At 69.0% G+C, this 6000-nt stretch carries 7 protein-coding genes and 1 pseudogene; 6 read left to right on the top strand and 2 right to left on the bottom strand.

Annotated elements, in window-relative coordinates:
- Positions 1-718 (top strand): zinc-binding dehydrogenase (locus ACFUPX_RS09390; RefSeq protein ID WP_383318586.1); only part of this gene is annotated, 718 nt, incomplete at its 5' end.
- Between the two features lie 115 nt (positions 719-833).
- Here the strand turns inward: ACFUPX_RS09390 and ACFUPX_RS09385 are convergent.
- Positions 834-1439 carry a dihydrofolate reductase family protein gene (locus tag ACFUPX_RS09385; protein WP_383318583.1) on the bottom strand — a complete coding sequence of 202 codons (606 nt, stop codon included), beginning with the start codon at positions 1437-1439 and terminating at the stop codon, positions 834-836.
- A 274-nt stretch (positions 1440-1713) separates the two neighbouring features.
- On the opposite strand from ACFUPX_RS09385, the gene ACFUPX_RS09380 reads away from it, so the two are divergent.
- A complete protein-coding gene (locus tag ACFUPX_RS09380) occupies positions 1714-2475 on the top strand; it encodes a hypothetical protein (protein ID WP_383318580.1) in 762 nt (253 codons plus the stop codon).
- On the opposite strand, the gene ACFUPX_RS09375 is transcribed toward ACFUPX_RS09380, so the two are convergent.
- The gene (locus ACFUPX_RS09375) at positions 2432-3268 is read right to left on the bottom strand and encodes a LysR family transcriptional regulator (protein ID WP_383318577.1); all 837 of its coding nucleotides are present in this window, start codon (positions 3266-3268) and stop codon (positions 2432-2434) included. The genes ACFUPX_RS09380 and ACFUPX_RS09375 overlap by 44 nt on opposite strands.
- 71 nt (positions 3269-3339) lie before the next feature.
- Here ACFUPX_RS09375 and ACFUPX_RS09370 point away from each other — a divergent pair, with 71 nt between their 5' ends.
- The 4 genes and pseudogenes from ACFUPX_RS09370 to ACFUPX_RS09355 all read left to right on the top strand — a co-directional run bounded on the left by ACFUPX_RS09370 (position 3340) and on the right by ACFUPX_RS09355 (position 5916).
- Positions 3340-3657, top strand: coding sequence for a hypothetical protein (locus ACFUPX_RS09370; RefSeq protein ID WP_383272045.1), 318 nt, complete (start codon positions 3340-3342; stop codon positions 3655-3657).
- A 361-nt stretch (positions 3658-4018) separates the two neighbouring features.
- Positions 4019-4183 (top strand): hypothetical protein, encoded by a 165-nt coding sequence (locus ACFUPX_RS09365; RefSeq protein WP_383318573.1) that lies wholly within the window; start codon positions 4019-4021, stop codon positions 4181-4183.
- Between the two features lie 923 nt (positions 4184-5106).
- Positions 5107-5537 (top strand): annotated as a pseudogene (locus ACFUPX_RS09360) (NUDIX hydrolase).
- Between the two features lie 49 nt (positions 5538-5586).
- On the top strand, positions 5587-5916 hold the full coding sequence (locus ACFUPX_RS09355; RefSeq protein ID WP_383318570.1) for a hypothetical protein: 330 nt from the start codon (positions 5587-5589) through the stop codon (positions 5914-5916).
- Positions 5917-6000: the final 84 nt, after the last annotated feature.

The raw sequence follows: 6000 nt of genomic DNA, 5'->3' as shown, positions 1-6000 counted from the left end.
CGGCGTTCAGATCGGCGATCGCGTGTTCGGCCCGGCCTCCTTCGACGGCCCGACGGCCGGCGCCGCCGAATACGCGCTGATGCCGGCCTGGGCACACATTCCCGAGGGCATAACCGCCGAGCGGGCCGCAGCGCTGCCGATGGCGGCCGAGACGGCGTGGCGCGCGCTCGACGACCTCGGCGTCCAGCCGGGTGAGCTGCTGCTCGTCCACGGCGCGGGCACCACCGTGGGCGAGGCGGCGGTGCGCTTCGCGCTGCACCGGGGTATCCGGGTGATCGCCACAGCCGGGCCGACACGGGCCGCCGCCCTGGAAGAGATCGGCGCCCAGGTGACCACCTACGGCGAGGGCATGGCCGAACGCGTCAGCTCACTGACCCCAGGCGCCGTGGACCGCGCCCTGGACGCCACGCCGACCGGGGGCCGGATCGACCGCGCCGACCAGCCCAGCCCGGCCGGCGGCTCGCTACCGACCTTGATCGAGCTGACCGGGGATCCCGACCGTGTCCTCACCGTCTCGGACTTCGCCGCCGCAGCCGAACTGGGCGTCCGGATCACCACCGAGATCCGCTACGACCAGATGAATGAGTTCGCCAGGCTCGCCGGCGAAGGCATCCTGGTGGTACCGGTCGCCCGCACCTACGCCCTCGACCAGATCCAGGAAGCGGCCAAGCTCAGCCAATCCCGCCGCCCCGGCGGCAAACTCATGCTCGTCCTGTGATCACCTTTCTGGCTTGGTCAGGCGAAAGGAGTACTCCCCTGACTTCCGAGCGGGGCGTCCTTCGCGCCCGCCAGCGCCGGTCTGGCGGCAGTCGAGACCGGCGGACTAGGCGAGGTCACGCAGGGACGTCGAGCGGGGGGTGCTCCAGCACGCGAGGCTTGTACTCGACCAGCTGGATGCGGCCGTCGAAGGTGCGGTGCTCAATCATCTCAAGGGCAACGTCCGGATAGCCGTCGTAGATGCGTTCTTCACCCGTGGCCCCGGTGATCACCGGGAACATTACGACCCGGAAGCGGTCGACGAGTCCGGCTCGTAGCAGGGACCGGCACAGGGCGAGGCTACCGATCGTGCTGAGGAGCCCCGACCCACTCGCCTTCATGGTGCGGACCGCCTCGACGGCGTCATCGCGGACGAGCGTGGAGTTGGCCCACTTCAGTGGGCCCTCCAGTGAGGAGGAGAAGACCACCTTGGACGCTTGCGTGAGCGCGTCTACGGAGGCTTCTTCCTCCGGCCTGAACTCGTCTTGGCCACTGGGGACCTGGCCTGCGGCGAAGCCAGACATCTGGCGGTAGGTGTTAGCTCCCATCAGGTGAGTGGCCTCGGGCTGCTCACCGAGCCACGCGAGGTACTCCGGGCCCTCGAGGCCCCAGAACCCGGGCCACCCCTCCCCCGATGCATGGCCGTCGAGGGAAGTGATGAAGTCGACGAGAAGCTCCGACATGGCGGTGTCCTTTCCAGGTAGTCACAAGCTTGGACCGGCCGGGAGCCATAAACTCATCGGCCGCACTGTGGAGTGGGGACGCCAGCTTGAGTCCTGCCGAAGCCCAGCTCAGCCCAACCGCCAACCGCGCAGGCCAACCGTCCCGCTCAGCCGGGCCGAGTACAACGCTCAGGGGCCAACGGAAACGCTCAGTCACAACATGCGCTTACAAATGCGACCCGTGGGGTAATCAACTAGCTGCGTTCGAATTCTGTTCGATACGACGCACCTCGCCGTGACCCGCAAACAGGTGACCGGCGGAGCGACGAGAGTGGAGACGGGGCACAGCCTGCCCGTCTTGCTGCCCCCGGCCGTGGAGGCGGCCGTATATCGGGAGGTCAAGGGGGCTATCCGCACGACCGGTATCCGGCGCGGCGCCTCGCACACCGAGGTCATCGTCGGCGGGGACGGGCAGTGCACGGTCATCGAGATCGGCGCCCGCCTCGCCGCCGGACACATCGGGGTCCAGATCCAGCACGCCCTGGGCATCGACGTGTGGGCGGCGCTGCTCGACGTAGCCCTCGGCCGTTCGGCTGCGCTCGCGCCTACGGCCTGCGGGTACGCGACTGTACGGTTCGTGACCAGCTCGCGCGCCGGGCGGCTGATGGCTGTCGACGGCTTTCCGAAGATGGGACCGGGTGTGCCATTCGTCCGCTGGCGCGCCGGGCGTGTCAGCCGCCCGGCCCCCATGCCCGGTCGGGTGGTGGAGCTCCCTGCCTCGCGGCATCCGCCCGAGCGGAGGCGGGACCGCGGCGCCGGCCACCCCGACGTCTTCCCCGCCGACGAGCGCCGCGCCTACGGGGCTTCGGCGCCCGCTTCGGCCTGTAACCTCCGCCGACGGCAGGTGCCCGTCAGCGGAGCCGTTCGCTGCGAAGACCGCCGGGGCTTCAGTCGCCGCCTGTCGACCGGGACACGCGCGCGAGGAGGGGATGACCCGGGGTGGGCGGAGGGGCTCAGCCGCGCCGCCGAGATGCGGCGGCGGCGATCAGGGCCATGACGTGCTCGCGCTGGTCGTCGTCCCGGCAGGCGATGACGATCCGGCTCGGCCCGGCATCGGGCACAGGGATGCACACGATGCCCGGCGGCACGGGCGTGACGAGCGAGCGGGGCAGGACGGCGACAACGCGGGCGATCCTCACCAGAGCGGTGAGTTCGCCGGCATCGGCGACCTCGGGACCGCTGCCGCCGCCGGGGACACCCGGCCACTGCGGGAAGACCTCGTCGCTGAGGTCGCCCAGGGAGACACTGTCGCGCCCGGCGAGCCGGTGGTTTTCGGGGAGGACGGCTACCCGGTCCTCGACGTGGAGGGTCTTGGTGGCCAGTCCGCCGAGGTCGTCGAACGGGGCGTAGAGCAGGCCCGCGTCGGCGCGCCCGTCGCGCAGGTGATCGGTGCGGTCGGTGGCGCCGCTGAAGAGGATGTCGACCCGCCGGGCACCGGGCTGCTCCGCGTAGGCGGCGAGAATCCCGGAGAGCAGGTTCGCGTCCCCTCCGGGTTTGATCACGAACCTCAACGGTGCGTCGTCGGCGGCGCGTTGGGTGCTCTGCACGGCGACCGTCATCGCGTTCAGCGCATGCCGGCCGTGCTCCAGCAAGGCCACGCCCGCGGGCGTCAGCGCGACGCTGCGGCTGGTGCGGTCGAAGAGCGTGACGCGCAGTCGGGCCTCGATGCGCTTGATGGTCTTAGACAGGGCGGGCTGCGCGACGGCGAGCCTGTCAGCGGCGCGGCCGAAGTGCAGCTCCTCGGCGACGCTGACGAAATACCGCAGTTCCCTGACCTCCAACAGATCCATTCCTTGAGGTTATCGAATACCTACGGAAGGAGTCTTGGACGCGTCCGGGTATCCGGTGGTCGTATGGAGACATGATGCAGCACACCATGTTTGTACAGTTCACCGAACCGATTCCCGACCCCGACCTGAACCAGTACCTCGCGGACCTCGAAAAGGCCGCGAAGGGCACCGGCGTGCTCCAGACGTTCGCCGCGCAGCGCCACATTCCGGTCCCCGGCGAGGAGGAGATTCCGGCGTTCATCGCCACGGTCGTCGTCCAGCTCGGCGCCGCCGACGTGGAGGCGCTGGGGACCGTATTCGCCGCACCGGAGGTCGGCGAGGTCTTCGACACCTGGCGCACCCGCTACCCGTTCAAGGCGGCGTGGGCGAACCACGAGGCGCTGGCGTGAGCGACTTCACCGGCAGGGTCGGCCTGGTCACCGGCGCCGGCAGCGGGATCGGACGCGCCATCGCATCCGGTCTCGCCCGCCGGGGCGCAGCGGTGGCGGTCCTCGACCTGGACGGACCGTGGCCCGGGAGACCACCGAGGAAATCACCGGGGCAGGCGGACGGGCGACGCGTTATCTAGCTTGCGTCCCGCTTCGTTTCGACTGACTGAGCTGGCAGTTTGTGTGAGCGGACTGGTGGCAGGTGCCGATCACTTCTCCCTTCTCGAGAAGGGAGCGAGTGGGGCGATGGTTTCCCTGCTGGAGGAACTGGAGCGACGCGAGACGGGAGCAGATAGCTGAACCCCGTTTCCAGGTTGCGGAGTTGAGCGAGCAACTGGAAGCGTTCGAGGAGATGCTCTCCCAGGTGGAGAGCGCCCGGATCGTGGTTCGCGAAATCCTTGACGACGCGGCCGCCGATGCACAGGTGACACGGGACGAGGTCGGGCCGCAGGGGAAGGGTACGGAGCCGGTGTCGCCGATCGGGTAGTGACGGGTGAGCTACCTCTCGAGCCGCCCGGTTGCCAGGTGCTGCTTGCAGTTCACGCAACGCAGAGTGCTGGCGCGGTGGGGAAGCTGCTCGACTGCAGTCCATCCGCATGTCGGGCAGTGCAGTCGAACGAACTGGAGGGCGCGCGAGGCGCCGTGCGGCGTCGCGGAGTGGGCCGTATCGGTCCAGGCGACGCGGTCGCCGCCGCGGTCGGGGGCGGACAGGTGCCACCCGCCCCGCTCTCCGGCCACCTCGATCCCGCGGCCGTTGTCGTCGTACTCGGGCGGCTTCGCCTCGTCGTAGCGCCCCGCAGGAAGCGAGCAGCGCACCACACCAGCGACAGCGTGCAGGATGCTCGCCGTGCACGCAGAGCACTCCGGGCACGGCACGGGATCCGACTTCCCTGGGGCCCATCCCACCGAGAGTCGGGAACGACCCGACTCCCCCGGCACGCCGTGCACGGAGGTGCGGGCGTCTTGGCCGGGGAAGGGATACCTCGAGCTTCACCAGGCCCGCGTGCTGGTCGGATGGGCCGATGCTGTCGACCTGGCAGTGCAGCATCTGTGCCTTCCAGCCTTCGAGAGGGAGTGGTCGGGGCACCACCTCCCCCATCAGCTTGGCCAGGACTGCCGGCGGGGGCGGGCTCCGCACGCTCCTCGCCCCGTTCACCGTATTGGCCCAGGCCTGCTCTTGTGTGAGGGCAGGGCGAGTGACCCGCTATGCCTGCGGGCACGGCGGAAATTGACCCAAACCAGCCGCTCGCCGCCGGGACATCCCATTGTCGGCGGGCTGCGCCGAGTCTTGCGGTACTTGGGCGATGGGTGCGGATCCTCTCAAGTGACGATCTGCAGCTGCCCGTTCGAAGCGAGGGGCGGATATCGTGGCGCGGAGGGGCGGGTTAGCGTCAGTGGGGAGGCGCGGGGATGAGTTTCCGGCTGGCGGCGTATGCCGTTTGCGTTGAGGACAGACGGGTGCTGCTCGCCCGTCACCTGCCCCCGGAGGGCGGGTCCACCTGGACGCTTCCGGGCGGAGGGGTAGGCCACGCGGAGGATCCGTTCGACGCGGTGACCCGGGAGGTCGCTGAAGATACCGGCTACGACGCGGTCGTCGAATGCCTCTTGGGCGTGGACTCAAGGGTGATCCCCGCGGCATCTTCTACCGGGTTCGTGTCACCGGAGGCATGCTCCGGCCCGAACCGAACGGCGAAACCGCCGAGTCGGTCTGGGCTTCGAGCTCTGATATTGCTGGTTTGCGCAGGTCATCGCTCGTAGACGTCGGCCTCGCACTGGCGCAGAGTGTCCCGGCAACGGGCCACGTGGCACCCGTCCCCGTCGGCGATCTGATCCAGCACTGACCGGGACAACCGGCCATGATGTCGTCGCAGTCCAGGATCGAGGGGGACCATGACCAGACGTTGGTACACACCACTGGGCATCAATCTACTACTGGGCATCCCCGCCCTCGTGCCCATGCTGATGCTCTGGTTTCTGCTATCGAACTGGACGCTCGCCGACATGGGGCTGACGACAAGCATCCCGAACAACGAGCATGACGACAGTCCGAATGCGGCACTTCTCTTCTTCGGCCCCGTGATCGCTGCGAGCGCCGTCCTCTGGTGGATCGCCAACCGGCCCCTCGCCCGCCGAACCCAACTCACCGCACCCCGCTACTGGCTCCTCTCCCTCACGGGCACTCTCATCCCAACCGCCGGCGCCATCACGGTTTGGCCCTAAAGTATCCGCTGCTGATGTCAGCAGTCATCTGCAGAGCCAGGTGGGGTCTAAAGACAAGCTGAGCTCGCCAGACGGCGGGCAGAC

The sequence above is a fragment of the Streptomyces sp. NPDC057302 genome (assembly GCF_042667685.1).
In the GTDB taxonomy this organism is placed as follows: domain Bacteria; phylum Actinomycetota; class Actinomycetes; order Streptomycetales; family Streptomycetaceae; genus Streptomyces.
The sequence above is the reverse complement of the archived record's forward strand: the minus strand, read 5'-3'. Positions and strand labels throughout refer to the sequence as shown.